General features: G+C 71.2%; 25 protein-coding genes and 1 pseudogene. 18 read left to right on the forward strand and 8 right to left on the reverse strand.

Annotated elements, in window-relative coordinates; genetic code table 11:
• Positions 1-3: 3 nt before the first annotated feature.
• Both ACLIN4_RS10960 and ACLIN4_RS10965 read right to left on the reverse strand, forming a co-directional pair.
• Positions 4-1,020, reverse strand: a complete 1,017-nt coding sequence (locus tag ACLIN4_RS10960) for an aldo/keto reductase (RefSeq protein ID WP_107476451.1) — start codon at positions 1,018-1,020, stop codon at positions 4-6.
• Entirely contained in the window at positions 1,020-1,502 is a 483-nt protein-coding gene (locus ACLIN4_RS10965; RefSeq protein WP_179342272.1) for a MerR family transcriptional regulator, read from the reverse strand. Before ACLIN4_RS10965 ends, ACLIN4_RS10960 begins: the two co-directional genes overlap by 1 nt.
• A 96-nt stretch (positions 1,503-1,598) precedes the next feature.
• On the opposite strand from ACLIN4_RS10965, the pseudogene ACLIN4_RS10970 reads away from it, so the two are divergent.
• Positions 1,599-2,070 (forward strand): annotated as a pseudogene (locus tag ACLIN4_RS10970) (GNAT family N-acetyltransferase).
• An 18-nt stretch (positions 2,071-2,088) separates the two neighbouring features.
• On the forward strand, positions 2,089-2,910 hold the full coding sequence (locus tag ACLIN4_RS10975; RefSeq protein WP_289903452.1) for a serine hydrolase domain-containing protein: 822 nt from the start codon (positions 2,089-2,091) through the stop codon (positions 2,908-2,910).
• Between the two features lie 115 nt (positions 2,911-3,025).
• Here ACLIN4_RS10975 and ACLIN4_RS10980 read toward each other — a convergent pair whose 3' ends face one another.
• Positions 3,026-3,688 (reverse strand): pirin family protein, encoded by a 663-nt coding sequence (locus tag ACLIN4_RS10980; RefSeq protein WP_107476453.1) that lies wholly within the window; start codon positions 3,686-3,688, stop codon positions 3,026-3,028.
• Between the two features lie 104 nt (positions 3,689-3,792).
• Between ACLIN4_RS10980 and fasR the strand changes: the two genes are divergently transcribed.
• From fasR to ACLIN4_RS11005, 5 genes are all read left to right on the forward strand, one after another.
• Positions 3,793-4,998 carry a fatty acid biosynthesis transcriptional regulator FasR gene (fasR, locus tag ACLIN4_RS10985; RefSeq protein ID WP_100045902.1) on the forward strand — a complete coding sequence of 402 codons (1,206 nt, stop codon included), beginning with the start codon at positions 3,793-3,795 and terminating at the stop codon, positions 4,996-4,998.
• Positions 4,999-5,087: 89 nt separating this feature from the next.
• A complete protein-coding gene (locus ACLIN4_RS10990; RefSeq protein WP_100045901.1) occupies positions 5,088-6,017 on the forward strand; it encodes an ACP S-malonyltransferase in 930 nt (309 codons plus the stop codon).
• A 16-nt stretch (positions 6,018-6,033) separates the two neighbouring features.
• Positions 6,034-7,065 carry a ketoacyl-ACP synthase III gene (locus ACLIN4_RS10995; RefSeq protein WP_107476454.1) on the forward strand — a complete coding sequence of 344 codons (1,032 nt, stop codon included), beginning with the start codon at positions 6,034-6,036 and terminating at the stop codon, positions 7,063-7,065.
• Positions 7,066-7,144: 79 nt separating this feature from the next.
• Entirely contained in the window at positions 7,145-7,393 is a 249-nt protein-coding gene (locus tag ACLIN4_RS11000) for an acyl carrier protein (RefSeq protein WP_043373398.1), read from the forward strand.
• An 86-nt stretch (positions 7,394-7,479) separates the two neighbouring features.
• Positions 7,480-8,760: a beta-ketoacyl-[acyl-carrier-protein] synthase family protein gene (locus ACLIN4_RS11005; protein WP_289903445.1), complete on the forward strand. Its 1,281-nt coding sequence runs from the start codon at positions 7,480-7,482 to the stop codon at positions 8,758-8,760.
• A 76-nt stretch (positions 8,761-8,836) separates the two neighbouring features.
• On the opposite strand, the gene ACLIN4_RS11010 is transcribed toward ACLIN4_RS11005, so the two are convergent.
• Complete coding sequence (locus tag ACLIN4_RS11010) at positions 8,837-9,331, reverse strand: DUF3145 domain-containing protein (RefSeq protein ID WP_107476456.1); 495 nt, start codon at positions 9,329-9,331, stop codon at positions 8,837-8,839.
• Between the two features lie 258 nt (positions 9,332-9,589).
• Between ACLIN4_RS11010 and ACLIN4_RS11015 the strand changes: the two genes are divergently transcribed.
• The 3 genes from ACLIN4_RS11015 to ACLIN4_RS11025 all read left to right on the forward strand — a co-directional run bounded on the left by ACLIN4_RS11015 (position 9,590) and on the right by ACLIN4_RS11025 (position 13,102).
• Entirely contained in the window at positions 9,590-10,516 is a 927-nt protein-coding gene (locus ACLIN4_RS11015) for an SGNH/GDSL hydrolase family protein (RefSeq protein WP_411575723.1), read from the forward strand.
• Positions 10,517-10,554: 38 nt separating this feature from the next.
• A complete protein-coding gene (locus ACLIN4_RS11020; RefSeq protein ID WP_107480286.1) occupies positions 10,555-11,532 on the forward strand; it encodes an aldose epimerase family protein in 978 nt (325 codons plus the stop codon).
• A gap of 277 nt (positions 11,533-11,809) precedes the next feature.
• Positions 11,810-13,102 carry a pyroglutamyl peptidase gene (locus ACLIN4_RS11025; RefSeq protein WP_289903440.1) on the forward strand — a complete coding sequence of 431 codons (1,293 nt, stop codon included), beginning with the start codon at positions 11,810-11,812 and terminating at the stop codon, positions 13,100-13,102.
• Here the strand turns inward: ACLIN4_RS11025 and ACLIN4_RS11030 are convergent.
• The 3 genes from ACLIN4_RS11030 to ACLIN4_RS11040 all read right to left on the reverse strand — a co-directional run bounded on the left by ACLIN4_RS11030 (position 13,065) and on the right by ACLIN4_RS11040 (position 15,563).
• Positions 13,065-13,898 carry an EI24 domain-containing protein gene (locus tag ACLIN4_RS11030; RefSeq protein WP_107480285.1) on the reverse strand — a complete coding sequence of 278 codons (834 nt, stop codon included), beginning with the start codon at positions 13,896-13,898 and terminating at the stop codon, positions 13,065-13,067. The genes ACLIN4_RS11025 and ACLIN4_RS11030 overlap by 38 nt on opposite strands.
• A gap of 106 nt (positions 13,899-14,004) precedes the next feature.
• A complete protein-coding gene (locus tag ACLIN4_RS11035) occupies positions 14,005-14,424 on the reverse strand; it encodes an organic hydroperoxide resistance protein (RefSeq protein ID WP_100045894.1) in 420 nt (139 codons plus the stop codon).
• Positions 14,425-14,540: 116 nt separating this feature from the next.
• Entirely contained in the window at positions 14,541-15,563 is a 1,023-nt protein-coding gene (locus tag ACLIN4_RS11040) for an NADP-dependent oxidoreductase (RefSeq protein ID WP_307652880.1), read from the reverse strand.
• A gap of 120 nt (positions 15,564-15,683) precedes the next feature.
• On the opposite strand from ACLIN4_RS11040, the gene ACLIN4_RS11045 reads away from it, so the two are divergent.
• Positions 15,684-16,124 carry a MarR family winged helix-turn-helix transcriptional regulator gene (locus tag ACLIN4_RS11045; protein WP_100045924.1) on the forward strand — a complete coding sequence of 147 codons (441 nt, stop codon included), beginning with the start codon at positions 15,684-15,686 and terminating at the stop codon, positions 16,122-16,124.
• 50 nt (positions 16,125-16,174) lie between these two features.
• Here the strand turns inward: ACLIN4_RS11045 and ACLIN4_RS11050 are convergent, their stop codons facing one another.
• Positions 16,175-16,870 (reverse strand): SCO2400 family protein, encoded by a 696-nt coding sequence (locus ACLIN4_RS11050; protein WP_411575724.1) that lies wholly within the window; start codon positions 16,868-16,870, stop codon positions 16,175-16,177.
• Between the two features lie 215 nt (positions 16,871-17,085).
• On the opposite strand from ACLIN4_RS11050, the gene ACLIN4_RS11055 reads away from it, so the two are divergent.
• From ACLIN4_RS11055 to ACLIN4_RS11085, 7 genes are all read left to right on the forward strand, one after another.
• Complete coding sequence (locus ACLIN4_RS11055; protein WP_100045890.1) at positions 17,086-18,252, forward strand: mandelate racemase/muconate lactonizing enzyme family protein; 1,167 nt, start codon at positions 17,086-17,088, stop codon at positions 18,250-18,252.
• Positions 18,249-19,253, forward strand: coding sequence for a zinc-dependent alcohol dehydrogenase (locus ACLIN4_RS11060; protein ID WP_107479544.1), 1,005 nt, complete (start codon positions 18,249-18,251; stop codon positions 19,251-19,253). Before ACLIN4_RS11055 ends, ACLIN4_RS11060 begins: the two co-directional genes overlap by 4 nt.
• A 164-nt stretch (positions 19,254-19,417) precedes the next feature.
• Positions 19,418-20,389 (forward strand): hypothetical protein, encoded by a 972-nt coding sequence (locus tag ACLIN4_RS11065; protein ID WP_100045888.1) that lies wholly within the window; start codon positions 19,418-19,420, stop codon positions 20,387-20,389.
• Between the two features lie 137 nt (positions 20,390-20,526).
• Entirely contained in the window at positions 20,527-21,636 is a 1,110-nt protein-coding gene (gene chvE, locus ACLIN4_RS11070) for a multiple monosaccharide ABC transporter substrate-binding protein (RefSeq protein WP_100045923.1), read from the forward strand.
• Between the two features lie 32 nt (positions 21,637-21,668).
• Entirely contained in the window at positions 21,669-23,219 is a 1,551-nt protein-coding gene (mmsA, locus tag ACLIN4_RS11075; RefSeq protein WP_107479543.1) for a multiple monosaccharide ABC transporter ATP-binding protein, read from the forward strand.
• A complete protein-coding gene (gene mmsB / locus ACLIN4_RS11080) occupies positions 23,216-24,460 on the forward strand; it encodes a multiple monosaccharide ABC transporter permease (protein WP_100045887.1) in 1,245 nt (414 codons plus the stop codon). The genes mmsA and mmsB overlap by 4 nt, the downstream gene beginning before the upstream one ends.
• Before the next feature lie 68 nt (positions 24,461-24,528).
• Positions 24,529-25,677, forward strand: a complete 1,149-nt coding sequence (locus tag ACLIN4_RS11085; RefSeq protein ID WP_179342667.1) for an aldose epimerase family protein — start codon at positions 24,529-24,531, stop codon at positions 25,675-25,677.
• The last annotated feature ends 59 nt before the right edge of the window (positions 25,678-25,736 follow it).

The raw sequence follows: 25,736 nt of genomic DNA on the forward strand, positions 1-25,736 counted from the left end.
CGTCTACTCCCGTCCGGCGGAAGTGAACGTCATGTCCGCGTAACGGTCGCCCGCGACCTTCCCCGCGATCGGTTCCAGCAACGACAGCTCTTCCTGGGTCAGGACGATCCGCGTCGCCCCCGTGTTCTCCTCCACCCGCGCCGGCTTCCGGGTGCCCGGGATCGGGATCACCGGCAGACCGTGCACCTCCGCCCGCTGCTGGGCCCAGGCCAGGGCGATCTGGCCCGGGGTGGCGCCGTGGGCCTCGGCGACCGTGCGGACCGGGGCGAGCAGCGCCGCGTTGGCCGCCGCGTTGTCGCCGGTGAAGCGGGGCTGCTGGCGGCGGAAGTCGCCGGCCGTCAGGTCCTGCTCCGCGTCGGCGAAGGATCCCGTGAGGAAGCCCCGGCCGAGCGGCGAGTACGCGACGAGGGCCGCGCCCAGTTCGCGGGCCGCCGGTACCACGCCCGCCTCGATGTCCCGGCTGAACAGCGACCACTCCGACTGCACGGCAGCGATCGGGTGCACCGCCTGTGCGGCCCGCAGCTCGTCGCCGGTCACCTCGCTCAGCCCGAGGTGCTTGACCTTGCCCTCGCGCACGAGGTCGGCCATGACGGCGACGGTCTCCTCGATCGGCACGTTCACGTCGCGGCGGTGCATGTAGTAGAGATCGATCACGTCGACATCCAGGCGGCGCAGGCTCGCCTCGACGGCCTGGCGGATGTACGGCTCGTCGTTGCGGATGATCCGCTTCGTCGGGTCGTCCGGCGGGATGGACAGGGCGAACTTCGTCGCGATGACCACCTCGTCGCGGTGGGCCTTGACGAACGGCGCCAGGAACCGCTCGTTCTCCCCCGCTCCGTAGGCGTCCGCGGTGTCGTAGAGGGTGACGCCGAGTTCGAGTGCCCGTTCCAGGGTGGCTCGCGAGGCGTCGGCGTCCGTGGGGCCGTAGGCGAAGCTCATGCCCATGCAGCCCAGGCCCTGGACGCCCACCTCGGGGCCGCCGTCGCCGAGCCGCGCCGTCGGGATGGTGCTGTCGGTCATCAGGTGCTCTCCGTTTCACGGGCACGTCCGGCGTCCCCGTAGAAGCTGATCTTCCGGTCGAGTACGGCGAGGGTGTCCTGGAGTTCGGCGATCCGCGTCAGCACGTCGCGGCGCGTGGACTCCAGCAGTTCCCGCCGGTCGGGGTAGGTGCTCTCGCCCTCGCGCACCAGCTCGGCGTACCGCACCATGTCGGCGACCGGCATGCCGGTCATGCGGAGCTTGCCGACGAAGTCGAGCCAGTCCAGGTCGCGGTTGCTGTAGCGGCGCTGCCCGGTGTGCGAGCGGTCGATGTGGGACATCAGACCGATCCGCTCGTACCAGCGCAGGGTGTGGGCCGTCAGCCCGGTGAAGGCGACGACCTCGCTGATGGTGTAGCGGTCCTGCCCGTCGGGGCGCGGGTGGCGCGGGGGCGGGGCGGAGCAGATGTCCGTGCTGGTGGCGTTCCGCGCGAGGGTCCCGGCCGTGGTCTGCATCACCGTCATGTGCCACACGCTAAGACCTTGGAGTGCACTCCAAGCAAGCGTGAGCGCCGGAAAGCCGGCGGCTGACCGGGGCCCTGGCTGATTAGCATGCCCGGCATGACCGTCGTACGTCGTGCGCTGCCCGAGGACGCGGAGGAAGTACTCCGACTCCGTCAGGTGATGATCGATTCGCTGGCCAGGTCCAACCCCTCCACCGACTGGCACGCCGAGTCCCTGCCCGTGCTGCGCGGCAGGCTGGCCCAGCCGGACGGCGACTTGCGCCGCGTTCGTCGTGGACAACCCGGAGCGCCCGGGGGCGCTCGCGGCACTGGTGGCCGGCACGCTCGACTACCGCATCGGCGGCGCGAGCAACCCGCGGGGCACCGACGGCTACGTGTTCAGCGTCGCCACCGACCCGGACGCGCGCCGCCGCGGGTACGCGCGCGCCTGTATGGAGGCCCTGCTGGAGTGGTTCCGCGAGCGCGGCGCCCGGCGGGTCCGCCTCACCGCGTCCGCGCAGGCCGAGCCCATGTACGTCTCAATGGGCTTCGAGGTCAAGCCCGACCCCTTGCTGGAGCTGACGCTCTGAGCGCTTAGGCTCGACGCCATGTCCTTGCAGAGCCTCGCGTCCATCGAGAACTGGCCGGTCCCCACCGCCGCGGCGGGCGTCGTACGCGCCGACGGCACGGTCCTGGGGACCCACGGCCCCGCCGGGCAGCGCTTCCCGCTCGCCTCGGTCACCAAGCCGCTCGCGGCGTACGCGGCCCTCGTCGCGTACGAGGAGGGCGCGATCGAACTGGACGAGCCCGCGGGACCGCCCGGGGCGACGGTCCGTCACCTGCTCGCCCACACCTCGGGCCTGGCCTTCGACGAGCACCGGGTGACCGCCCCGCCCGGGGAGCGCCGGCTGTACTCCAACGCCGGTTTCGAGCAGCTCGGCGACCACATCGCGAAGGCGGCGGACATGCCGTTCGCCGAGTACGCGCGGCAGGCGGTGCTGGAGCCGCTGGGCATGACGGACACCACCCTCGACGGCTCCCCGGCGAAGGACGGGGTCTCGACGGTCCAGGACCTGCTGCGCTTCGCCGCCGAGGTGCAGGCGCCGCGCCTGCTGGACCCGCGCACGGTCGCCGAGGCGATGACCGTCCAGTACCCGGGCACCAAGGGCGTCCTGCCGGGCTACGGCCACCAGAACCCCAACGACTGGGGCCTCGGCTTCGAGATCCGCGACGGCAAGTCCCCGCACTGGACGGGCGCCTCGTCCTCGCCGCGCACCTTCGGTCACTTCGGCCAGTCCGGCACGTTCCTGTGGATCGACCCGGACGCCGGGCTCGCCTGCGTCGCCCTCACCGACCGCGCGTTCGGGCCGTGGGCGGTCGAGGTGTGGCCGCCCTTCACGGACGCGGTGCTGGCTCAGGCACGGGGCTGAGGTGGGCTGGTCCCTGGGCTACCGGTTCCGCGACGGCGAGTCGGCCGACTCGGCCTTCGAGAGGGCGGCGGGCCCGTTCACGCACCCGCTGACCTGACGCGCGGCCCCCGCCGCGTCAGCGAGCCGCCATCTCCCACACCAGCAGCTCCGCGCCGGACGCCGCCCCCGCCACCGCGTCCACGCCCTCGGCGTCCGTGAGGCGGGCGGCGTCACCGGGGCGCAGGTCCTCCCCGTCCAGCGTCACCTCGCCCCGCACCACGTGCACGTACACGCACGCCCCGTCCGGCACCGCCGCCCGCTCCCCCGCCCCCAGCCGCCGTACGTGGAGCATCGCGCCGGCCTCCGGGACGGCGTACGGGGTGGAGTCGGCGATGCCGCGGACGATCTCGTAGGCGGGGTCGCCGCCGGGCTCGCGCGGGGCCAGCCACATCTGGACGAAGGTCAGGGGCAGCGGGCCGTCGTTGCGCTCGACGTGGCGCACGCCGCCCGCCGCGCTGAGGCGCTGGACGTCGCCGGCGCGGACCACCGTCTCGTGGCCCGCGGTGTCCCGGTGGGTCAGCTCGCCCTCCACCACCCACGTGACGATCTCGGTGTGGCTGTGCGGGTGTTCGTCGAAGCCGGCGCCGGGCGCGAGGCGCTCCTCGTTGCAGGCGATCAGTGACCCGAACCGGAGGTTGTCGGGGTCGTAGTGCGGGCCGAAGGAGAAGGCGTGCCGCGACTCGATGCCCGCCGCCGCGTCACCTCCGGGGTAGCGCTCGTCGGCGCGCCGTACGTCCATCACTCGTCCACCGTAGTCCCGGCGTGCCGCGTGCCCGAGGACGGGCGAGCCGCCAAGCACGGCCCCGGCGACACGCGTCCGGCCCGATAAGGCAGTCTTGTCCCGTGCCCGAACCCGAAACCAGCAAGCCAGAGCCCGCGGCGCGCGCCGTCCATCCGCACACCGCGACCCTCAAGCGGCTGGAGCAGTCCTCCGGATCGCTCGCCGCGCAGGCCATCGCGCGCATGGACGAGACACTGCCGTGGTACCGGGCCATGCCACCGGAGAACCGTTCCTGGATCGGGCTGGTCGCCCAGGCGGGCATCGCCGCCTTCACCGAGTGGTTCCGGCGCCCCGACGCCCCGCAGGCCATCTCCACCGACGTCTTCGGCACCGCGCCGCGCGAGCTGACCCGGGCGATCACGCTGCGCCAGACCGTTGAGATGGTGCGGACGACCATCGAGGTGATGGAGTCCGCCATCGACGAGGTCGCCGCGCCCGGTGACGAGTCGGTGCTGCGCGAGGCGCTGCTCGTGTACGCCCGGGAGATCGCCTTCGCGACCGCCCAGGTGTACGCGCAGGCCGCCGAGGCACGCGGTGCCTGGGACGCCCGGCTGGAGTCGCTGGTCGTGAACGCCGTGCTCAGCGGGGAGGCCGACGAGGGGGCGGTCTCGCGGGCCGCCGCGCTGGGCTGGAACTCGCCCGAGCACGTGTGCGTCGTGCTGGGCACCGCGCCCGACGGGGACTCCGAGCTGACCGTGGAGGCCATCCGGCGCGCGGCCCGGCACGCCAAGCTCCAGGTGCTGACCGGGGTGCTCGGGGACCGGCTGGTGGTGATCGCGGGCGGCAGCGACAACCCGCTCGCCGTGGCCAGGTCGCTGATCGGGCCGTTCGCGCAGGGGCCCGTCGTGGCCGGTCCCGTGGTGCCCGACCTGCTGGCCGCGACCCGGTCCGCGCAGGCCGCCGCCGCCGGCCTCAAGGCCTGCACCGCCTGGCAGGACGCCCCGCGCCCGGTGCTGGCGGACGACTTGCTTCCGGAGCGCGCGATCGCCTCCGACCCTTCGGCCCGTGTGCAGCTGGTGGAGGAGATCTACAGACCGCTGGAGGAAGCCGGCGCGGCACTGCTGGAGACACTCAGCGTCTATCTCGAACAGGCGAGCAGCCTCGAAGGGGCCGCCCGGATGCTCTTCGTTCACCCGAACACCGTGCGCTACCGGCTCCGACGTGTGACTGACGTCACCGGATGGTCACCCTCTGATGTACGGTCTGCGTTCACACTGCGGATCGCGCTCATCCTGGGGCGTCTGGCCGATGGAGATCCGCAACTCTAAACTCTTGTCGGACCCCTACAAAACCCCCTCGTGTTCTTCGTCCCTGTCCCCACGGGCGGCCGCGCCCGTCCTCAAGAGAGAGTGTGAGAGTGCTCGTACTCGTCGCTCCCGGCCAAGGCGCCCAGACGCCCGGCTTCCTGACTGACTGGCTCGCCCTGCCCGGCGCCGCCGACCGCGTCGCCGCGTGGTCCGACGCCATCGGACTCGACCTCGCCCACTACGGCACCAAGGCCGACGCGGACGAGATCCGTGACACGTCCGTCGCGCAGCCGCTGCTGGTCGCCGCGGGCCTGCTGTCCGCCGCGGCACTCGGTGACATCTCCGAGATCGCGCCCGGAGCCGTCGCCGGCCACAGCGTCGGCGAGATCACCGCCGCCGCGTTCGCCGGTGTCCTCGACGACACCGCCGCGCTGGCCCTCGTACGCAAGCGGGGCCTGGCCATGGCGGAGGCCGCCGCGGTCACGGAGACCGGCATGTCGGCGCTGCTCGGCGGCGACCCCGAGGTGAGCGTCGCCCACCTGGAGAAGCTCGGCCTGACCCCGGCCAACGTGAACGGCGCCGGTCAGATCGTGGCCGCCGGCACCATGGAGCAGCTGGCCGCGCTGAACGAGGACAAGCCCGAGGGCGTGCGCAAGATCGTGCCTCTGAAGGTGGCCGGCGCGTTCCACACGCACCACATGGCGCCGGCGGTGGACAAGCTCGCCGAGGCCGCGAAGGCGCTCACGCCCGCCGACCCGAAGGTGACGTACGTCTCCAACAAGGACGGACAGGCCGTCGCCTCCGGCACCGAGGTGCTGGAGCGCCTGGTCGGGCAGGTCGCCAACCCGGTCCGCTGGGACCGGTGCATGGAGACGTTCCAGGAGCTCGGCGTCACCGCGCTGATCGAGGTGTGCCCCGGCGGCACCCTGACCGGCCTGGCCAAGCGTGCGCTGCCCGGGGTGAAGACGCTGGCCCTGAAGACCCCCGCCGACCTGGACGCGGCCCGTGAGCTCGTCGCCGAGCACGCCCAGCAGGCCTGACAAGGAGCGCGAGAGCATGTCGAAGATCAAGCCCAGCAAGGGCGCCCCGTACGCGCGCATCCTCGGTGTCGGCGGCTACCGCCCGACCCGGGTCGTGCCGAACGAGGTGATCCTCGAGACGATCGACTCGTCCGACGAGTGGATCCGCTCGCGCTCCGGCATCGAGACGCGCCACTGGGCGGGTCCCGAGGAGACCGTCGCCGCGATGTCGATCGAGGCGTCCGGCAAGGCGATCGCGGACGCCGGGATCGACGCCTCGCAGATCGGCGCCGTGGTGGTGTCGACCGTGTCGCACTTCAGCCAGACCCCGGCCGTCGCCACCGAGATCGCCGACAAGCTCGGCACGGACAAGGCCGCCGCCTTCGACATCTCGGCGGGCTGCGCGGGCTTCGGCTACGGTCTGACGCTGGCCAAGGGCATGATCGTCGAGGGTTCGGCGGAGTACGTCCTGGTCATCGGCGTGGAGCGGCTCTCCGACCTGACCGACCTGGAGGACCGGGCCACCGCCTTCCTCTTCGGTGACGGCGCGGGCGCGGTCGTGGTCGGACCCTCCCAGGAGCCGGCGATCGGCCCGACCGTCTGGGGCTCCGAGGGCGACAAGTCCGAGACGATCAAGCAGACGGTCCCCTGGGACCGCTTCCGGATCGGCGACGTCTCCGAGCTGCCCCTCGACAGGGAGGGCAACGTCAAGTTTCCTGCGATCACGCAGGAGGGCCAGGCGGTGTTCCGCTGGGCCGTGTTCGAGATGGCGAAGGTCGCCCAGCAGGCGCTGGACGCGGCCGGGATCAGCCCGGACGACCTGGACGTCTTCATCCCGCACCAGGCCAATGTGCGGATCATCGACTCGATGGTGAAGACACTGAAGCTGCCGGAGCACGTCATGGTCGCCCGTGACATCCGCACCACCGGCAACACCTCGGCCGCCTCGATCCCGCTCGCGATGGAGCGGCTCCTGGCGACCGGCGAGGCGAAGAGCGGCGACACCGCACTCGTCATCGGCTTCGGGGCGGGTCTCGTCTACGCCGCGACGGTCGTTACCCTCCCCTAGGCACTCCGTGCCGGATCATGCGGTCCGGAGCGGAACACAACAGCCACACCCTCTGGAACATCAACGAAGGAGCGCCATCATGGCCGCCACTCAGGAAGAGATCGTCGCCGGTCTCGCGGAGATCGTGAACGAGATCGCCGGCATCCCGGTTGAGGACGTCCAGCTGGACAAGTCCTTCACCGACGACCTGGACGTCGACTCGCTGTCCATGGTCGAGGTCGTCGTCGCCGCCGAAGAGCGCTTCGACGTCAAGATCCCGGACGACGACGTCAAGAACCTCAAGACGGTCGGCGACGCGACCGAGTACATCCTGAAGAACCAGAAGTGACCCGCGGTCACTGACTCTGGGCTGACTGCCCCGCCACCCGGCGGTGGCGCCGTACGAATCCGTATCCCGTTGGAGAAAGAATTCCCGTGAGCTCGACCAAGCGCACCGTGGTCGTCACCGGTATCGGCGCAACCACACCGCTGGGTGGCGACGCAGCCTCGACCTGGGAGGGTCTGGTCGCCGGCAAGTCCGGCGCCAAGCCCCTGGAGCAGGAGTGGGCCGCCGACCAGGCCGTCCGCATCGCCGCACCGGCCGCCGTCGACCCTTCCGAGGTCATCCCGCGTCCGCAGGCCCGCCGACTGGACCGCTCGGCGCAGTTCGCGCTGATCGCCGCGCAGGAGGCCTGGAAGGACGCCGGTTTCACCGGCAAGGCCGGCGAGCCCGGTGAGGGCGGCACGGTCGACCCCGACCGGCTCGGCGCCGTCATCGCCTCCGGCATCGGCGGCGTGACGACCCTGCTCGACCAGTACGACGTGCTCAAGGAGAAGGGCGTCCGCCGCGTCTCCCCGCACACCGTCCCCATGCTGATGCCGAACGGCCCCTCCGCCAACGTGGGTCTGGCCGTGGGCGCCCGCGCGGGCGTGCACACGCCGGTCTCCGCGTGCGCGTCGGGTGCCGAGGCCATCGGCTACGCCATCGAGATGATCCGCACCGGCCGCGCCGACGTCGTCGTCGCGGGTGGCACGGAGGCGGCGATCCACCCGCTGCCCATCGCCGCGTTCGGCAACATGATGGCGATGTCCAAGAACAACGACGACCCGCAGGGCGCCTCGCGTCCCTTCGACACGGGCCGTGACGGCTTCGTCCTCGGTGAGGGCGCCGGCGTCCTCGTCCTGGAGTCCGCCGAGCACGCCGCCGCGCGCGGTGCCCGCGTCTACGCTGAGGCGGTCGGTCAGGGCGTCTCCGCCGACAGCCACGACATCGTGCAGCCGGAGCCGGAGGGCCGCGGCATCGCGCACGCCCTGCAGAACCTGCTGGACCGCTCCGACCTGGACCCGGCCGAGATCGTGCACGTCAACGCGCACGCCACCTCGACGCCGGCCGGTGACATCGCCGAGCTGAAGGCGTTGCGCAAGGTCCTCGGCGACGACGTCGACCACATGGCGGTCTCCGCCACCAAGTCGATGACCGGCCACCTCCTCGGTGGTGCGGGCGGCGTGGAGTCGGTCGCGACGGTCCTCGCCCTGTACCACCGGGTGGCGCCGCCGACCATCAACGTCGAGAACCTCGACCCGGAGGCCGAGGCCAACGCCGACATCGTGCGCGGCGAGGCCCGGAAGCTGCCGGTCGAGGGCCGGATCGCCGCGCTGAACGACTCGTTCGGCTTCGGCGGCCACAACGTGGTGCTGGCGTTCCGGACGGTCTGAGCCGCGCTCGTACGCACCTGAAAGGGCCCCACCGACCGGTGGGGCCCTTTCACATGACTCGTACGGCGTCCGGGACTCAGACCACCTGGTGCAGCCAGCGCACCGGGGCGCCCTCGCCGGCGTAGCGGAAGGGCTCCAGCTCGTCGTCCCAGGGCTTGCCGAGGAGCTTGGCGATGTCGGACTCCAGGTCGCTCTCGCCGTGCCGGGAGCGGGTCAGGGCGGCGCGCAGCCGGTCCTCGGGGACGAGGATGTCGCCGTGGATGCCGGTGACGGCGTGGAAGATGCCGAGGTCGGGGGTGCAGCTGTAGCGTTCGCCCTCGGCGTTCGCGGACGGCTCCGAGGTGACCTCGAAGCGCAGCAGCTGCCAGCCGCGCAGCGCGGAGGCGAGCTTGGAGGCGGTGCCGGCCTGGCCCTGCCAGGAGAACTCCGAGCGCCAGGTGCCGGGCGCGGCGGGCTGCCGGATCCAGTCCAGGCTGACGCGCGTGCCGAGCACCCCGGCGACGGCCCACTCGACGTGCGGGCACAGCGCGCGCGGCGCGGAGTGCACGTACAGGACTCCACGTGTCGTCACCGGAACCTCCGGGCTGAGCGGGACATCTCGGAACAGGTAGAACGGCCCGCGGCCGGGCGGGCCACGTTGATGGCGAGGCTACCGTGCGCCGGGGCGCGGAGTGTGACGTACCGTCGGTCCCGGTGCCGACAAACCTCCGCCATTCACCCGGCAGGACGCTTGTGCGGGTGTGAGACGTTGCATCCCCGTCCCCGGGAACCCTCGCGCGGTGTCATGGGTTGAGCACACTGGAGGCACGAGGCGAGGGGTGGGACCGACATGGGGCAGGGCCCGGAGCGGGGGGCGCGGCGCGTCCGCCGCCGTTCGCGCGCCGCACTCGCCGTGCGCGCCGCCGCCGTTCTGACCGCGGCCGTCGTGGGCGTGACCGGCTGCGACGCGGTGGGCGGCGGCTCCCCCGACCCGTCCGGCTCCGCTTCGAAGCGCACGAAGTCCGCTCCGGTGTGGGACACCAGCCCGGAGTCGGTCGCCGCCGTGGGCGACTCCATCACGCGCGGTTTCGACGCGTGCACGGTGCTGTCGGACTGCCCCGAGGTCTCGTGGGCCACCGGCAGCAGCCCCGAGGTCGACAGCCTCGCCGTACGGCTCCTGGGGAAGGCGGAGGCGGCCGAGCGCAGTTGGAACTACGCCGTCACCGGGGCCCGGATGGCCGATCTGACGGGGCAGATGAAGCGGGCGGCGGCGCGGAAGCCGGAGCTGGTCGCGGTGATGGTCGGGGCCAACGACGCCTGCCGGGCGACGACCTCGGCGATGACGTCGGTGGCCGACTTCCGGGCCCAGTTCGAGGAGGCCATGGGCACCCTGCGCGAGGAGCTGCCGAAGGCGCAGGTGTTCGTGGCGAGCATCCCGGACCTGAAGCGGCTGTGGTCCCAGGGGCGCACCGATCCGCTGGGCAAGCAGGTGTGGAAGCTGGGCATCTGCCCGTCGATGCTGGGCGACGCGGACGCGCTGGACTCGGCGGCGACCCTGCGGCGCAACACCGTGCGGGACCGGGTCGAGGACTACAACGCGGTGCTGCGGGACGTCTGCGCGAAGGACCGGCGGTGCCGCACCGACGGCGGGGCGGTGCACGAGTTCCGGTTCGGCACCGACCAGTTGAGCCACTGGGACTGGTTCCACCCGAGTGTGGACGGCCAGGCCCGGCTGGCGGAGATCGCCTACCGCGCGGTGACCGCCAAGAAGCCTTGACCCGGTCCGACCTGGGCGGGTGTCCTAGAGTTCCGCACATGAACGAACTCTTCGGCACACTTTCCGACGGCACGCCCGTCCACCGCTGGACCCTTCAGCGGGCCGGCGTACGGGTGCGGGTCCTGTCGTACGGCGGGATCGTGCAGTCGGCCGAGGTCCCGGACCGGGACGGGAACAGCGCCGACGTGGTGCTGGGGTTCGCCGAGCTGGACGGCTATGTGACGCACCCGGAGCCCTACCTCGGCGCGCTCGTCGGACGGTACGCCAACCGCATCGCGGGCGGCCGCTTCCCGCTGGACGGGCGGACGTACGCGCTGGCGCTCAACAACGGGCCGAACTCGCTGCACGGCGGCGAGCGCGGCTTCGACAAGCGGGTGTGGGACGTGGCGCCGGTCGCGGACGGCGTCCGGCTGAGCCGGGTCAGCCCGCACGGCGAGGAGGGCTTCCCGGGCCGGGTGGAGATGTCGGCGACGTACACGCTGGACGCGGCGGGCGCGCTGCGGATCGTGTACGAGGCGGTCACCGACGCGCCGACGGTGCTGAACCCGACCAACCACAGCTACTTCAACCTCGGCGGCCCCGGGTCCGGGCACGCGGGCGGGCACGAGCTGCGGCTGGCCGCCTCCCGGATCACGCCGGTCGACGCGGACCTGATCCCGACGGGCGCTCTGGAGGACGTGGCGGACACCCGCTTCGACTTCCGGCGGGCACGGAAGGTCGGCTCGGGCTACGACCACAACTTCGTCCTGGACAAGGGCGTGACGGACACCGCCGTGGAGGTCGCCGAGCTGTACGACCCGGCGTCGGGGCGGGTGCTGACGGTGGCGACGACCGAGCCCGGCCTCCAGCTGTACACCGCCGACCACCTGGGCGAGCCCTTCGCCCCCGGCGACGGCGTCGCGCTGGAGACGCAGCACTTCCCGGACTCCCCCAACCGGCCGGAGTTCCCCAGCACGGTGCTGCGGCCCGGCGAGGTGTTCCGCTCGGAGACGGTGTACGGCTTCTCGGTGCGGTAACCGCCGCTGTGGAGCCCGCGAAGAGGTACTGAGCCCCGGCCCGGCCGTCAGGTCCCGGGCCGGGGCTGTTCGCGGGGGCACGCCGTCGCGCGGCGGCCCGTCCCAGACGTTAATCGCCGCCGGGATCCGGTGGCCGGTGATCGAGCGTCCGAACCGGAGTTCGTACGAAGCCTTCACAAACGCCCATGAGCCGGTCGCCGTAGCGCGCGTCCCTTCCGTCACGCGATACTGCCGCCGTCCGCAGCGCACCCCACGGCGACGGAAGGCCTGGACTCCCTTGACAGACATACGCGTTCGAACCGGCGTACTCGGACTGGCCCTGGTGGCGGGACTCGTGGCCCCCGCGACGGCCACGGCGGCTCCCCCGGCCGCCGTCACCGCCCCCGCTCCCACCGTCGAGGAGCGGCGGCTCGACGGCGAGGTGCCCCAGGAGATCCTGCGGCGCTCCGGATTCGCCGGGGTGGCGCCGGCGTTCGCCCGCGGACTCGGGCGGGCCGACTCCTACCGGGAGGCCCGCCGTCTCGTCGCGCGCGAGGGCTCGGCGCTGTGGCGTCGGGCGGTGGACCGGGTGCAGGGGCGCGGGCCCGCCGGCGGGGACCTCAGCCGGGACGACGACCGGCCGCTGTACTGGGCCCGGCTGGGGATGACCCGGGAACTGCGCACCTGGGAGCCGGGGTTCCGGCTGACCGAGCGGCAGCGGGACGCGCTGCTCGCGGTGCTGGAGCGCACCTCGCGCGGGCACAGCGACATCGACCTGCCCGGCGACGGGCAGCGGGGCAAGGGCCTCGAGCGGGTCCTGCTCACCGGTTTCGACCCGTTCACCCTGGACCGCGACGTCCGGATCTCGAACCCGTCCGGCGCCGCCGCGCTCGCGCTGGACGGCACCGTGATCCAGACGGAGGCGGGTCCCGCGCGGGTGGAGACGGCGGTGTTCCCGGTGCGCTGGCGGGACTTCACGCGAGGGGCGGTGGAGGAGGCGCTGAGGCCGTATCTGCCGCGGGTGGACCTGTTCACGACGGTGAGTCAGGGGCGGGTCGGGCGGTTCGACGTGGAGCGGACCAACGGGGCCTGGCGGGGCGGCTTCCCGGACAACGAGAACGTCTCCCGTACGGAGACGGTGCCGGTGGCCGACCCGGCCTCGCAGCCGCAGTGGACCACCACGACCCTGCCGTACGAGGCGATCACGGCCGCGGACACGGGCCGGTTCCCCGTGTACGACAACACGAGCGTGACGGAGATCCCGGCGGGCGGCACCGAGCCGGTCGTGCGGCCGCAGGGACCGACGCCGGGGTCGACTGCCCGTGCGGGCGGCGGCGGGGACTACCTGTCGAACGAGATCGCCTACCGGGCGACCCTGCTGCGGGACCGCCTCGGGCTCCACGGCACACTGCCGGGCGGGCACGTGCACACGCCGGTGCTTCAGTTCGGGGCGGGGAACACCGACCCGGCGGCGGGCACGGTCACCGACCCCGCGTTCGTGCGCAACCGGCTCGACATCGTGGCTCAGGTGCGGTCGATCGTGGCCGTTGCGGTCAGCGCGTCGGATACGGACCGGCCGGGCCGGAGCTGACCGCCGGGTCGCCGGCGCCTCCGTCGGGCCGGCCGTCGTCGCTGTCCCGGGTCTCCTCGCCCAGCAGCTCGCGGGCGAGGAGGGTGGCGCCGGCGACCGCGCCCGGCATCAGGAACACCGCGACGAAGGGGACGAGGAAGGCCACGGCCAGCGGGGTGCCGTAGCCCCAGACCAGGAGCTTGCGGGAGCGCAGGAGGGCGAGCCGGTCGCGCACTTCGACCCCCCGGCGCTGGAGGGCGACCGAGGTCAGCTCCTCGGTGAGGAAGAAGCCGGTGACGAAGAAGCCGATCACCGGGACGACCGTCTGGCCGACGACCGGGATGAAGCCGAGGGCGAAGAGCAGTACGCCCCACACCGCCGCGCGCAGGAGGACGCGGAGACTGTCGCGGCCCGAGATCCACAGCTCGCGCATGAGCGGCAGGTCCGACTCGGGGGCGGTGCCGTCCGGGGAGACGTCCCGGTCGACGCGCTCGGAGAGGCTCTCGTAGAAGGGCTGGCCGATCAGCAGCGTGACCGCGGTGAAGGTGAGGACGGCCAGGAGCAGGGCGAGGGCGAACAGGACGGCGGTGAGGAAGCCGCGGAAGAGGCCGGACCAGGGGCTCGACCAGTCGTCGGCGAAGGGGGTCACCCAGGCGACGAAGTCCGTGCCCCACAGCGCCAGCGACACCAGCGCCGCCACGTACAGGACGAGGGTGATCAGGCCGGGGACCAGCCCGAAGCCGTAGCTCTTGCCGTGCCGGGCCACCCAGCGCTGGCCCTTCAGGAGATGACCGAATCCCGCCCCAAGATCGCGCATGGGCGGAACTCTACCGGGCCGGGCGGGGGCCGCAGGATCGCGCCGGAGGCCGCACCCGGCGTCTGCGGGTGCGGCCTCCGGTGAGTCCTGCGCGACGGGCCGGCGGTCAGGCGAGCGTCACGGTGATGTTGCCGCGGGTGGCCTTCGAGTACGGGCACACCTGGTGCGCCTTCTCCACCAGCGACCGGGCGGTGGCGGCGTCCACCGTCGGGATCTCGGCGGAGATCTCGACGATGATGCCGAAGCCGTCGTCGTTCTTGCCGATGCCGACCTTCGCGGTGACGGTCGAGCCGGAGACGTCGGCGCCCTCCTGGCGGGCCACGACGGCGAGCGCGCCCTGGAAGCAGGCGCTGTACCCGGCGGCGAACAGCTGCTCCGGGTTGGTGCCGGCGCCGCTGCCGCCCATCTCCTTGGGCGGGTTCACGACGACGTCGAGCTTGCCGTCATCGGTGGCGACCCGGCCGTCGCGGCCGTTCTCGGCGGTGGCGACGGCGGTGTAGAGGACCTCGGACTGCTGAATGGGCATGCGGTTGTCTTCCTCCTCGGTCCGCCGTGACTCGCGCCCACGACCACGACGGATTTCGGAAAGACGCTACCGCATGCCGGAAATTCAGTGAAGGCCGCTCTTCCCGCGCGGGGACCTCACAGCTTGACGATCATCTTGCCGGTGTTGTCGCCGCGCAGGACCCCGAGGAACGCCTCCAGGTTGTTCTCGATGCCCTCGACGACCGTCTCGCGGTACTTCAGCTCGCCGGTGCGGACCCAGGGGCCGACCTCCTGGACGAACTGCGGCTGGAGGTCGTAGTGGTCGCCGACCAGGAAGCCCTCGATGCGGCCGCGGGTCTGGATCAGGCGGGCCAGGTTCTTCGGGCCGGGGGCGGGCTCGGTGTTGTTGTAGACGGAGATCGCGCCGCAGATCGCGATGCGGCCGTCCCGGTTGAGGGACCCGATGGCGGCCTCCAGGTGGTCGCCGCCCACGTTGTCGAAGTAGACGTCGACGCCGTCCGGGGCGGCGGCGCGCAGCTGCTCGCTCACCGGGCCGTTCTTGTAGTTGAAGGCGGCGTCGAAGCCGTACTCGTCCACGAGCAGCTTGACCTTCTCGTCCGAGCCGGCCGAGCCGATGACGCGGGAGGCGCCCTTGAGCTTCGCGATCTGCCCGACCTGGCTGCCGACGGCGCCCGCGGCGCCGGAGACGAAGACGGAGTCGCCCTCCTTGAAGGCGGCGGTGCGCAGCAGACCGGCGTAGGCGGTCAGCCCCGTCATGCCGAGCACGCCCAGGTACGTCGACAGCGGCGCCGCGTCCGGGTCGACCTTGACGGCGTTCTTGGCGTCCACGGCGGCGTACTCGCGCCAGCCGAAGAAGTGCAGGACGTGGTCGCCGACGGCGATGTTCTCGGCGTTGGAGGCCACGACCTCGCCGACCGCGCCGCCCTGCATGGGCTTGCCCAGCTCGTAGGGGGCGACGTAGGACTTGGCGGCGCTCATGCGGCCGCGCATGTAGGGATCGACGGAGACGTACAGGTTGCGCACGAGGACCTGGCCCTCGCCCGGGGTGGGGACCTCCGCCTCGACGAGGGAGAAGTCCTCGGGCTTGGGCCAGCCGACCGGGCGGCTGTCCAGGTGCCATTCGCGGTTGACGGCGGGGAGGGAGGGGGAGTCGGTCATGGGGTTCGCCTTTCCTGGGGCGGGAAGGGGGTCTCGCGGTCGACGCAGTTGTTTCAGGTCCTGAAACAACCATGCGACTGAACATTTCAGGTTGTCAAACAAATGGGTACCCTGGATTCCATGGCCACACCACGCGACACGTCCCGTCGACCCGACGCACTCACCCTCGAAGTCGTCGAGCTGATCGGCGAGGTCGTGGCCCGTTTCCACGCCGACTACGAGGAGGCCGCCGCGGAACTCGCCCTGACCGGGGCGCAGGCCAAGCTGCTCAGCCTGCTGTCGCTGGAGCCGCTGCCGATGCGGAAGCTGGCGCAGAAGCTGAAGTGCGAGCCGTCGAACGTGACCGGGATCGTGGACCGGCTGGAGGCGCGGGGCCTGGTCGAGCGGCGGCCCGATCCCGGCGACCGGCGGGTGAAGGTGGCGGCGGCGACGGACGAGGGGCGGCGGGTGGCCCGGGGCCTGCGGGAGTCACTGCGGTTCGCGCGGGAGCCGCTGGCGGGGCTGTCGGAGGGGGAGCGGGTCGCCCTGCGGGACGCGCTGCGGAGGATGCTCGGGGAGTGACGTCGGCGTCGTGAGCCCCGGGCGCCGGTGGAGCGGCGCAGGTGACGGGGTTACGTGCACCACCACAGGAAGCGGTCGCAGGTTTCCGTCGGGGTCGGGTCCGGTGAGGTCGACGGGGTGGGGGTCGTGGTCGGGGGCGGGTCGTCCGGGGGTGCTGTCGGGCGGTCCGGGGTACCGGGCGCGTCGGGTGCGGAGGCGGGGGGCTGCGACGGGCCGTCCGTCTCCTCGGCCGTCTCCGGCTCCGTCGCCGACGGAGACTTCGAAGCCAACGCCGACGCCGAGCCCGACGCCGAGGCGTCCGGTGACGGTGTGCCCGAGGCAGTGGTCGCGGTGACCGTACCCGAGGTCGCGTCGGCCGGTACGGCGGACGTCTCCCCCACCTCCCGCGTCGCCTCGCCGTCCGTGGACTCGCCGCCGGCCGCCGCCGGCCTCGGCGGGGAGCCCGGGGCGTCCAGGCCGAGTTCCGCGAGGCTGAGTCCGCCGGCGGCCAGGACGAAACCGGCGGTGACGAACAGGACCCGGCGGCGGCGCCGGCGGTGTGCGGCGGCCTTGCGGTCGCGGCGACTGCCCCGCCCGCCGGAAGGGCGGCCGTCGGCCGCCCGCACCTCCTCGACGCGCGACGGCGGCGCCTCCTCGGCCTCCGTCAAGTGCGGCTCGGCGGCGCGGGGTTCCTCGACGGGTGTGCCGCACCCCGGGCAGGCGAGGGCGCCGTTGAGGTGCCGTCGGCACGGGTGGCAGTAGTCCATGACGCGGGAAGATTAAGTTCCGCGACGGGCGCGTTCCTAGGCGTGGCTGTGAAGGTTGTGTGGGAAAGCGGCCGAAGGCACTCCGCACCGCGCTTTCGAAACTGCCGAAACCGTTATGTGTCCGACCCATTGACACTCCGACCGCGCTCTCCTTACTGTCACGCCAGCATTTCGAACGAGTGACGAAATATCGAACACAGCGAAGGGCAACTGCCGTGCGCATCACCGGAATCAGCACACACGTGGTCGGGACGCCGTGGCGCAACCTGACGTACGTCCAGGTGCACACCGACGAGGGGATCACTGGAGTCGGCGAGACCCGGATGCTGGGGCACACCGACGCGCTCCTCGGATACCTGAAGGAGGCCGAGGCCAACCACATTCTCGGTTCCGACCCGTTCGCTGTCGAGGACCTGGTCCGCCGCATGAAGTACGGCGACTACGGCCGCGCCGGCGAGATCGTGATGTCCGGCATCGCGGTCGTCGAGATGGCGTGCTGGGACATCAAGGGCAAGGCCCTCGGCGTCCCGGTCTGGCAGCTGCTGGGCGGCAAGGTCACCGACAAGGTCAAGGCGTACGCCAACGGCTGGTACACCACCGAGCGGACCCCGGAGGCGTACCACAAGGCCGCGCAGGGCGTCATGGAGCGCGGGTACCGGGCGTTGAAGATCGACCCGTTCGGCACCGGTCACTTCGAGCTCGACCACGAGCAGACCCTGTACGCCGTCTCCCTCATCGAGGCCGTGCGCGACGCCATCGGGCCGGACGCCGAGCTGATGCTGGAGATGCACGGCCGCTTCTCGCCCTCCACCGCCGTCCGGCTCGCGCGCGAGCTCGCGCCGTTCAAGCCGGCCTGGCTGGAGGAGCCGGTCCCGCCGGAGAACCTCAAGGCGCTGCGGAAGGTCGCCGAGAAGGTCGACATCCCGGTCGCCACCGGTGAGCGCATCCACGACCGGATCGAGTTCCGCGAGCTGTTCGAGGACCAGTCCGTGGACATCATCCAGCCCGACGTCGGTCACATCGGCGGCATCTGGGAGACGCGGAAGCTCGCCGCCACCGCCGAGACGCACTACACGCTCGTCGCGCCCCACAACGTGGGCGGTTCCGTCCTCACCGCCGCCTCCCTCCAGGTCGGCTTCACCTCGCCCAACTTCAAGATCCTGGAGCACTTCAACGACTTCGCGGACGCGGAGATCAAGAAGGTCGTGAAGGGCGCGCCGCAGGTGGACCCGGAGGACGGGTGCTTCCACCTGTCCGACGCGCCCGGCCTCGGAGTCGAGCTGGACACCGACGCGGCGGCCGAGTTCCCGCAGCAGCAGGCGCGGTTCGACCTGTGGGCCGAGGGCTGGGAGCAGCGCAAGCCCAAGGGGACCGGGGCGTGAGCGGCGCGGTCGTCATCGAGGCGCCGGGCGAGCACCGGCTCGTCCCCCACGAGCCGCGCGAACCCGGCCCCGGCGAGGCGCTGGTGCGCGTGCACGCGGCCGGGATCTGCGGCAGCGACCGCGAGGTCTGGCAGGGCAACCGGCCCGAGGGGTACGTGCGTTACCCGCTCACCCCGGGGCACGAGTGGTCCGGGACCGTGGAGCGGGTGGGCGCCGGGGTGCCGGAGTCCCTCGCCGGGCGCAAGGTGGTCGGCGAGGGCTTCCGCAACTGCCAGGTGTGCGACCGCTGTCACGCGGGCGAGACGACGCTGTGCACGGCCGGCTACGAGGAGACGGGGTTCACCCAGCCCGGCGCCATGGCGCCCACGCTGACCCTGCCCGCCCGTCTCCTGCACGTCCTGCCGGACGACGCCGACCTCACCGCCGCCGCCCTGCTGGAGCCCGCCGCCTGCATCGCCGCCGCCGCGCTCAAGGCGAACGCCCGGCCCGGCGAGCGGGTGGCCGTCGTCGGCACCGGGACGCTCGGCATGTTCGCCGTGCAGTTCCTGCGCGCCGCCTCCCCCGGCGAGCTGCTGGTCGTCGGCACGCGGGGGGACCGGGAGGCGCTGTCGCGGCAGTACGGCGCGACCGACTTCCGGACCAAGGACCAGCTCCTGCCGGACGACTTCGACGTCGTCATCGAGACCGCCGGTTCGGCCGGTGCCGCCCGGACCGCCGCCTCGTTGCTGCGCCGGGGCGGGCGGCTGGTGCTGACCGGCATCCCGGCGCCCGGCGCCGACGGGCTCGACCCCACCGAACTGGTGGTGCGTCAGCTGGAGGTGCACACCGTCTTCGGGGCGCCGCCGGACGCGTGGGCGCACACGGTGCGGGTCTTCGCGGCCGGTCTGCTCGACCCGCGGCCACTGGTGACGCACGAACTGTCGCTCGCCGAGTTCACCGAGGCCATCGAGCTGGTGGGCTCCGGCGACCCGAAGGTCGGCAAGGTGCTGCTGCATCCCTGACGCCGCCCCCGAGCCGTACGCCGGTACGGGGGCGACCTGACGGCCTCCGTACCGGTGTACATCCACTTCGAGGCTTTTCGTACCTCACGCCGCGAACCCTGTCCGACATGTCGAACACCATGTGCCGGACACGGACTCCGGCGTACCGAACCTAAGGAACGCTTGTGACCGACGCTTCCGCCAAGGCCGCCGCACGCAGGCCCGGTGAGCAGGCGCTCACCGCGCTCGGCCTGGCCGCGCCCGCCCTCGACCCCACCGACGCCTCCCCGCACTCCTTCCCGGGCGGCGGCCGCTGGCGCACCGAGATCCCCTCCTGCGAGGGGCCGGAAGCGCTGGGGGTGGTACTGAAGGAGTCCTCACGACTGGACGTGCCGATCCACCGGATCAGCCAGGGCAGCGGCGTGTGGATGCTGACCGACGCCGAGATCACCGAGATGGTCGAGGCCACCGCCGAACGCGACATCGAACTGTGCCTGTTCACCGGCCCGCGCGGCACCTGGGACATCGGCGGCTCCACCCGGACCGACTCGGGCGGCGCGGGTCTGCGCGCCCGCGGCCACGACGCGGTCGCCGGGTGCGTCGAGGACGCCGTCCGCGCCACGGAGCTGGGCGTCAAGTGCCTGCTCGTCGCCGACGAGGGCGTGCTGTGGACGCTGCACCGGGCGCGGACGGCCGGCATCATCCCCGCCGACACCACGCTGAAGCTCTCGGCGCTGGTCGGGCCGGTCAACCCGGCCTCGTACGCGGTGTACGAGCGCCTCGGCGCCGACTCCATCAACGTGCCCAGCGACCTGACGCCGGATCACCTGACCGAAATCCGACGGGTTTCGGCCGCACCGATGGACATGTACATCGAGGCTCCCGACGACCTCGGCGGCTACGTCCGGATGTACGAGATCGCCGAGCTGATCCGGCGCGGCGCCCCGCTGTACCTGAAGTTCGGCCTCTCCAAGGCGCCCGGGATCTATCCGTACGGCCACCACCTGCGGGAACTGACGCTGGCCACCGCGAAGGAGCGGGTGCGGCGCGGCCGGCTCGCCCTCGACCTGCTCGCCCGGCACGGGGCGGACGGCGACATGGCCCCGCTCGGTTCGCGGCTGCCGGGCTCGCTCAACCGGTTCGAGATCTCGTCATAACGTTCCGGAAACTCCCTTCTCAAAAGAAGACACGACCGCGCACAATCCGACACATCTCTTTCGGTCGTTCTACCTCAGTGATTTTGCGTTCTGGCACCACCAGACCGAGCCCTGCACCCACATCAAGGATGATGACCATGCGCAACCGCAGAGCCGCACTCGCTGCCATAGCCTCCGCCGCCTCCCTCGCCCTGACGCTGACCGCCTGCGGCCAGAACAGCGAGGGCGGCAGTGAGGAGGACAAGGGCGGCGCCGAAGGCGCCACCATCGGCATCGCGATGCCGACCAAGTCCTCCGAGCGCTGGATCGCCGACGGCGCCAACGTCGAGAAGGAACTGAAGTCCAAGGGCTACGAGACCAAGCTCGTCTACGGCGAGGACGACCCGGACCAGCAGGTCTCGCAGATCGAGAACATGATCACGCAGGGTGTGGACGCCCTGATCATCGCCGCGATCGACAACAAGTCCCTGGGCAACGTCCTCCAGCAGGCCAAGGACGCCGACATCCCGGTCATCTCCTACGACCGGCTGATCCTCGGCACGGAGAACGTCGACTACTACGCCTCGTTCGACAACGAGAAGGTCGGCGAGCTGCAGGGCTCGTACATCGTGGACAAGCTCGGTCTGAAGGCGGGCAAGAAGGGCCCCTTCAACATCGAGCTGTTCGCCGGCTCCAACGACGACAACAACACCAAGTACTTCTTCAACGGCGCGATGAACGTCCTGAAGCCGTACATGGACAAGGGCCAGCTCGTCGTCCGCTCCAAGCAGACCGACCTCAACCAGGTCACCACCCTGCGCTGGGACGGCGGCACCGCGCAGAAGCGCATGGACGACCTGCTCACCTCCAGCTACCGCAGCGCACGCGTCGACGCGGTGCTCTCGCCCTACGACGGCATCTCCATCGGCATCCTCTCCGCCCTGAAGTCGGACGGCTACGGCTCCGGCAACAAGGCCATGCCGGTCGTCACCGGCCAGGACGCCGAGGTCGCCTCGGTGAAGTCGATCATCGCGGGCCAGCAGACCCAGACCGTCTACAAGGACCTGCGTGAGCTCGCCAAGGTCGCCTCGAACATGGTCGACGCGGTCCTGAACGACAAGAAGCCCGAGGTCAACGACACCAAGTCCTATGACAACGGTGCCAAGGTCGTGCCCGCCTACCTGCTCCAGCCGGTCAGCGTCGACAAGGCCAACTACGAGAAGGTCCTCGTCGAGGGCGGCTACTACACCGCGGACGACCTCAAGTAACCGGGCCCCCACAAGGATTGGAAGGCACGACCATGGCGGGACCCGTCCTGGAAATGCGCTCGATCGTCAAGACCTTTCCCGGTGTCAAAGCGCTGTCGGACGTCACGCTGACCGTCCGCCAGGGCGAGGTCCACGCCATCTGCGGGGAGAACGGCGCCGGCAAGTCGACCCTGATGAAGGTGCTCTCCGGCGTCCATCCGCACGGCAGTTACGAGGGGGACATCCTCTTCGAGGGCGAGACCTGCCGGTTCAGGGACATCCGGGCGAGCGAGCAGCACGGCATCGTGATCATCCACCAGGAGCTGGCGCTGGTGCCGTATCTCTCCATCGCCGAGAACATCTTCCTCGGCAACGAGCACGCCAAGCGCGGGCTGATCAACTGGAACGACACCCTCAGGCACGCCACCGAACTGCTGCGCCGGGTCGGTCTCGACGAGCACCCGGAGACCCGCGTCGCGGACATCGGCGTGGGCAAGCAGCAGTTGGTGGAGATCGCCAAGGCGCTGTCGAAGAAGGTGAAGCTGCTCATCCTCGACGAGCCGACGGCGGCGCTCAACGACGAGGACAGCGGCAAGCTCCTCGACCTGATCCTTCAGCTGAAGGAACAGGGCATGACCTCGATCATCATCTCGCACAAGCTGAACGAGATCCGCCGGGTGGCCGACTCGGTCACGATCATCCGCGACGGCCGGTCCATCGAGACGCTGGACGTGAAGGCCGCGGAGACCACCGAGGACCGGATCATCTCCGGGATGGTCGGCCGGGACCTCGAGAACCGCTTCCCGGACCGGACCCCGCACCACCCCGAGGAGGGTGCGGCGCCCGCCCTGGAGATCCGCGGCTGGACCGTGCACCACCCCATCGACCAGCAGCGCAAGGTCGTCGACGACGTGTCGATCGAGGTCCGGCGCGGCGAGATCGTCGGCATCGCCGGGCTCATGGGCGCCGGCCGCACCGAACTGGCGATGAGCGTCTTCGGCCGCACCTACGGCCGGTACGCGGGGGGCACCGTCCTGAAGGACGGGGTGGAGATCCGTACCAAGACCGTCCCCGAGGCGGTGAAGCACGGCATCGCCTACGTCACCGAGGACCGAAAGCACTACGGCCTCAACCTCATCGACACCATCAACCGGAACATCTCGCTGACCGCCCTGGGCAAGGTCGCCAAGCGGGGTGTGGTCGACGAGCACGGGGAGCGGCAGGTCGCCGAGGACTTCCGCAAGTCCATGAACATCAAGGCGCCGACCGTCTTCGAGCCGGTCGGCAAGCTGTCCGGCGGCAACCAGCAGAAGGTCGTCCTCAGCAAGTGGATCTTCGCGGGTCCCGAGGTGCTGATCCTGGACGAGCCCACCCGCGGCATCGACGTGGGCGCCAAGTACGAGATCTACACGGTCATCGACCAGCTGGCCGCCCAGGGCAAGGCGGTCGTCTTCATCTCCTCCGAACTGCCGGAGCTGCTCGGCATGTGCGACCGCATCTACACGATGGCCGCGGGGCGGCTGACGGGTGAGTTCTCGCGGGCCGAGGCCTCGCAGGAAGCGCTGATGCGTCAGATGACGAAGGACAAAGAGGTAACCCGATGAGCACGGACGTGACCGCCAAGAACCCGGCCCCGGCGCCGCCCGGCAAGGGCGGTTCGGCCCCCGGCGGCGGCCTGTTGCAGCTGATGCTCGACGGCATGCGCCGCAACATGCGGCAGTACGGCATGCTGATCGCCCTCGGCCTGATCGTGGCGCTGTTCGCCGTCTGGTCGGACGGTGACCTGCTGCTGCCGCGCAACGTCTCCAACCTGGTGCTGCAGAACAGCTACATCCTGATCCTCGCGATCGGCATGATGCTGGTCATCATCGCGGGCCACATCGACCTGTCGGTGGGCTCGCTGACCGCGTTCATCGGCGCGATGGCCGCCGTACTGATGGTGGAGAACGATCTTCCCTGGCCGGTCGCGGTGGTGCTGTGCCTGGCCATCGGCGCCGCCGCGGGGGCGGTGCAGGGGTTCTTCATCGCCTATCTCGGCATACCGTCGTTCATCGTGACCCTCGCGGGCATGCTGCTCTTCCGCGGTCTGACCGAGATCTTCCTGGAGGGCCAGACCCTCGGCCCGTTCCCCAAGGACCTCCAGAAGATCGCCAACGGCTTCCTGCCCGAGGTCGGCCCCAACACCAACTACCACAACCTCACCCTGCTGCTGGGCTTCGCGCTGATCGCCTTCGTGGTCTACCAGGAGGTCCGCGACCGCAAGCGGCAGCAGGAGTTCGCGCTGGAGGTGCTGCCGGCCAAGCTGTTCCTGCTCAAGCTGGTCGCGCTGGTCTCCGCCGTCCTCGTCGTCACGCTGCTGCTGGCCAGCTACAAGGGCGCGCCGATCGTGCTGCTCATCCTGGGCGTGCTGGTCGTCGGGTTCGGCTACCTGATGCGCAACGCGATCATCGGCCGTCACATCTACGCCATCGGCGGCAACCTGCCCGCGGCCAAGCTGTCGGGCGTGAAGGACAAGAAGGTCACCTTCCTGGTCTTCCTGAACATGGGCATGCTCGCGGCCCTGGCGGGTCTGGTCTTCGCCGCCCGCTTCAACGCGGCCTCCCCCAAGGCCGGCCTCAACTTCGAGCTGGAGGCCATCGCCGCCTCGTTCATCGGCGGCGCGTCGATGAGCGGCGGTGTCGGCACGGTCCTCGGCGCGATCATCGGCGGTCTGGTCCTGGGTGTGCTGAACAACGGCATGAACCTCGTCGGCATCGGCACCGACTGGCAGCAGGTCATCAAGGGCGCGGTGCTGCTGGCGGCGGTCGGGTTCGACGTGTGGAACAAGCGCAGGGTCGGTTCGTAGGTCACTCCGGGCCCCGCCTGATCGAGAGGCGGGGCCCGCTTCTTCTCACGGAAGTACAGGAGCCGCACATGGAACTGAGCAGACGCACGGTCATGGCATCCGCCGCGGCCGCGGGCATCGCCGCCACCACGCTCGGCGGCACGGCACACGCCACGGGAGGCAGGAAGCCGGTGAAGGAGCTCTTCGGCAAGCTCGCCGACGGCACGAAGGTGTACCGCTGGTCGCTGGAGAACGGCGGCACGCGGATGAAGGTGCTGTCGTACGGCGGCGTGGTCCAGTCCCTGGAGGTCCCCGACCGCCGGGGCCGCTACGCGAACGTCTCGCTGGGCTTCGACAACCTCGACGACTACGTGGCCCGCAGCCCGCACTTCGGCGCCCTGATCGGGCGGTACGGCAACCGCATCGCCAAGGGCCGCTTCACCCTGGACGGCAAGGAGTACCAGCTCTCCGTCAACGACGGCGAGAACTCCCTGCACGGCGGCGCCCTGGGCTTCGACTACCGGGTGTGGGACGTCGAGCCGTTCACCGAGGGCTCCGACGTCGGCCTGGTCCTGCACTACACCAGCGTCGACGGCGAGATGGGCTACCCCGGCACGCTGAAGGCGAAGGTGACCTACACCCTCACCCGGCGCGGCGAGTGGCGCATCGACTACGAGGCCACCACCGACAAGGCCACCGTCGTCAACCTCACCAGCCACGTCTACTGGAACCTGGCCGGCGAGGGCAGCGGCACCATCGAGGACCACGAGCTGTCGATCGCGGCGTCCCGCTACACGCCCACCGACGCGGGCCTCATCCCGACGGGCGAGCTGGCGAAGGTGTCCGGCACGCCCTTCGACTTCCGCCGGGCCAAGCCGATCGGCCGGGACATCCGCGACGCCCACCCGCAGCTGGTCACCGCCAAGGGCTTCGACCACAACTGGGTGCTGGACAAGGGCATCACCGAGCGCCCCGAGCACATCGCCACCCTGCGCGACGGCGCCTCGGGCCGCACCCTGCGCATCGCCACCGACCAGCCCGGTCTGCAGTTCTACTCGGGCAACTTCCTCGACGGCACCCTGACCGGCACCGGCGGCTCGCTCTACCGGCAGGGCGACGCCCTGTGCCTGGAGACGCAGCACTTCCCGGACTCACCGAACCAGCCGTCGTTCCCGTCGACCGTGCTGCGGCCCGGACAGACCTACCGGACGACGACGGTCCACTCGTTCGACGCGTGAGGGCGTGAGGGCGTGAGGGCGTGAGGGCACACTTTCTTCACACGCGTTGAACACCCTGT

It is taken from the genome of Streptomyces mutabilis (assembly GCF_046628145.1).
In the GTDB taxonomy this organism is placed as follows: Bacteria; Actinomycetota; Actinomycetes; order Streptomycetales; family Streptomycetaceae; genus Streptomyces; species Streptomyces mutabilis.

What these genes read in the sequence shown, in the direction of transcription:
- ACLIN4_RS11045 (WP_100045924.1), top strand. Translation starts at nt 15,684, where the DNA reads ATGGCCACACCACGCGACACGTCCCGTCGACCCGACGCACTCACCCTC.
- ACLIN4_RS10995 (WP_107476454.1), top strand. Translation starts at nt 6,034, where the DNA reads ATGTCGAAGATCAAGCCCAGCAAGGGCGCCCCGTACGCGCGCATCCTC.
- ACLIN4_RS11040 (WP_307652880.1), bottom strand. Translation starts at nt 15,563, where the DNA reads ATGACCGACTCCCCCTCCCTCCCCGCCGTCAACCGCGAATGGCACCTG.
- ACLIN4_RS11035 (WP_100045894.1), bottom strand. Translation starts at nt 14,424, where the DNA reads ATGCCCATTCAGCAGTCCGAGGTCCTCTACACCGCCGTCGCCACCGCC.
- ACLIN4_RS11000 (WP_043373398.1), top strand. Translation starts at nt 7,145, where the DNA reads ATGGCCGCCACTCAGGAAGAGATCGTCGCCGGTCTCGCGGAGATCGTG.
- ACLIN4_RS10975 (WP_289903452.1), top strand. Translation starts at nt 2,089, where the DNA reads ATGTCCTTGCAGAGCCTCGCGTCCATCGAGAACTGGCCGGTCCCCACC.
- mmsA (WP_107479543.1), top strand. Translation starts at nt 21,669, where the DNA reads ATGGCGGGACCCGTCCTGGAAATGCGCTCGATCGTCAAGACCTTTCCC.
- ACLIN4_RS11050 (WP_411575724.1), bottom strand. Translation starts at nt 16,870, where the DNA reads ATGGACTACTGCCACCCGTGCCGACGGCACCTCAACGGCGCCCTCGCC.
- ACLIN4_RS11030 (WP_107480285.1), bottom strand. Translation starts at nt 13,898, where the DNA reads ATGCGCGATCTTGGGGCGGGATTCGGTCATCTCCTGAAGGGCCAGCGC.
- ACLIN4_RS11015 (WP_411575723.1), top strand. Translation starts at nt 9,590, where the DNA reads ATGGGGCAGGGCCCGGAGCGGGGGGCGCGGCGCGTCCGCCGCCGTTCG.
- ACLIN4_RS11020 (WP_107480286.1), top strand. Translation starts at nt 10,555, where the DNA reads ATGAACGAACTCTTCGGCACACTTTCCGACGGCACGCCCGTCCACCGC.
- ACLIN4_RS10960 (WP_107476451.1), bottom strand. Translation starts at nt 1,020, where the DNA reads ATGACCGACAGCACCATCCCGACGGCGCGGCTCGGCGACGGCGGCCCC.
- chvE (WP_100045923.1), top strand. Translation starts at nt 20,527, where the DNA reads ATGCGCAACCGCAGAGCCGCACTCGCTGCCATAGCCTCCGCCGCCTCC.
- ACLIN4_RS10965 (WP_179342272.1), bottom strand. Translation starts at nt 1,502, where the DNA reads ATGACGGTGATGCAGACCACGGCCGGGACCCTCGCGCGGAACGCCACC.
- ACLIN4_RS11085 (WP_179342667.1), top strand. Translation starts at nt 24,529, where the DNA reads ATGGAACTGAGCAGACGCACGGTCATGGCATCCGCCGCGGCCGCGGGC.
- mmsB (WP_100045887.1), top strand. Translation starts at nt 23,216, where the DNA reads ATGAGCACGGACGTGACCGCCAAGAACCCGGCCCCGGCGCCGCCCGGC.
- ACLIN4_RS10980 (WP_107476453.1), bottom strand. Translation starts at nt 3,688, where the DNA reads ATGGACGTACGGCGCGCCGACGAGCGCTACCCCGGAGGTGACGCGGCG.